General features: G+C 69.9%; 3 protein-coding genes. All 3 read left to right on the forward strand.

What is annotated here, in order from left to right:
* Nucleotides 1-774 (forward strand): acyl-CoA dehydrogenase family protein (locus ABYE80_RS20050; protein ID WP_372792093.1); only part of this gene is annotated, 774 nt, incomplete at its 5' end.
* 39 nt (nt 775-813) lie between these two features.
* Nucleotides 814-1,800, forward strand: a complete 987-nt coding sequence (locus ABYE80_RS20055; protein ID WP_372792095.1) for an NAD(P)H-dependent flavin oxidoreductase — start codon at nt 814-816, stop codon at nt 1,798-1,800.
* Between the two features lie 133 nt (nt 1,801-1,933).
* On the forward strand, nt 1,934-2,198 hold a 265-nt coding region (locus ABYE80_RS20060), incomplete at its 3' end, for an AMP-binding protein (RefSeq protein ID WP_372792097.1).

Genomic DNA, 2,198 nt, shown 5'->3' on the forward strand with positions numbered 1-2,198 from the left:
ACCGAGGCGGAGTCCGGGTCCGACGCGGGCGCGATGCGCTCGAAGGTCGTCGAGGGCGGGTCCGACGCCCACGTGCGGATCGACGGCACGAAGCAGTGGATCACCAACGGCACCTACGCGCAGACCTTCACGGTGTTCGCCCGCGACCCGGAGGCGCGCGACAAGCCCAGCGGCTTCGTGGTGCGCGCCGGGGCCGAGGGGTTCTCGATCACGCGCAAGGAGGAGAAGCTCGGGCAGCACTCCTCCAACACCGCCGACCTCCTGTTCGAGCGCACGCCCGCCGAGCGCCTGGGTCCGCCCGGCGCGGGCATGCGCATCGCGCTGTCGACCCTCGACGGCGGGCGCATCGGGATCGCCGCCCAGGCCGTCGGGATCGCGCAGGCCGCGCTCGACGTCGCGACCGCCTACGCCAAGGAGCGCCACGCCTTCGGCCGTCCGATCGGCGGGTTCCAGGCGATCTCGCAGAAGCTCGCCGACATGCAGACGGAGATCGCCGCGGCCCGCGCGCTGGTGCACCGGGCCGCGCGGCTGAAGGACGCCGGCAAGCCGCACACCGTCGAGGGCGCGCAGGCCAAGCTGTTCGCCAGCCGCGTCGCCCGGCACTGGACCGGCGAGGCGATCCAGGTGCTCGGCGGCTACGGCTACACCAAGGAGTTCCCGGTGGAGCGGTACTACCGCGACGCCAAGATCACCGAGATCTACGAGGGGACGAGCGAGATCCAGCGGCTCGTGATCGCCCGGGCCCTGCTCGGCGAGATCGTCGGCACCGCCTAGGCGGGCCGGCCCCGACTTCATCCCAACGAGAGAGAGCGAATGTTCACCACGAGGTTCACCGAGACGTTCGGTATCGAGCACCCCATCGTCCAGGGCGGCATGCAGTGGGTCGGCCGGGCGGAACTGGTAGCCGCCGTCGCCAACGCGGGCGCGCTCGGCCACATCACCGCGCTGACCCAGCCGACGCCTGAGGATCTCGTGAAGGAGATCGAGCGCTGCCGGGAGCTGACCGACAAGCCGTTCGGGGTCAACCTCACGATCCTCCCGGCGATCACGCCTCCGCCGTACATGGAGTACGCGCAGGCGATCGTCGACTCCGGCGTGAAGTACGTGGAGACGGCGGGCAACAACCCGACCGAGTTCCTCGAGATCTTCAAGCCCGCCGGCATCAAGACGATCCACAAGGCCACCACGGTGCGGCACGCGCTGAAGGCCCAGCAGATCGGGGTCGACGCGGTCTCGATCGACGGCTTCGACTGCGCCGGGCACCCGGGCGAGGACGACGTCACCAACCTCATCCTGATCCCGCGAGCGGCCGACCAGCTCGACATCCCGATCATCGCCTCGGGCGGGATCTCCGACGCCCGTGGCATGGTCGCCGCGCTCGCGCTCGGGGCCGACGCGATCAACATGGGCACGCGGTTCATGGCCACTGCCGAATCCCCGATCCACGACAGGGTCAAGGACCATCTCGTGCAGGCCGACGAGCGGATGACCGACCACATCTTCCGGTCGTTCCGCAACACCGCCCGCGTGGCGAAGAACAGCGTCTCGCAGGAGGTCATCCGGATCGAGAAGGAGGGCGGGCAGTTCGAGGACGTCCGCGAGCTCGTCTCCGGGGCACGCGGCAGGACCGTCTACGAGACCGGCGACACCGACGCCGGCATCTGGTCCGCCGGGCTCTCCCAGGCGCTGATCGAGGACGTCCCGACCTGCCAGGAGCTGGTGGACCGGATGATCACCGAGGCCGAGGAGATCATCAACGACCGCCTGGCCGGACTGCTGAACACGCCGGTCGCCGGCTGAGGAAACCCCGAAGCGGTGTGTCGGCGGTTGGCGCCGACACACCTTTACGCGCGACGGGCGGGCGCGATAGACATAGGCAGTCAGTGCTCATCACCCGCGCACCCATCCGAACCCCTGAGAGGGAGCTGTCCTGATGCTCGAAGGTCTCATGCAGAACGACCACCCGCTGACCGTGGGGATGATCCTGCGGCGGATGCGCACGGTGAACGGAGCCTCCGAGGTGGTGACGCTGCGGGCGCCCGGCCAGCTCGACCGCACCACCTACCGCGAGGTCGGCGACCGCTGCGACCTGCTCGCCGCCGGACTCGCGTCGCTGGGCGTCGGCGAGGGCGACCGCGTCGGCACGTTCATGTGGAACTCGCAGGAGCACCTCGAGGCCTACTACGCCATCCCGGCGA

Origin of the sequence: Paraconexibacter sp., from assembly GCF_041602235.1 — a bacterium.
GTDB lineage: Bacteria > Actinomycetota > Thermoleophilia > Solirubrobacterales > Solirubrobacteraceae > Paraconexibacter.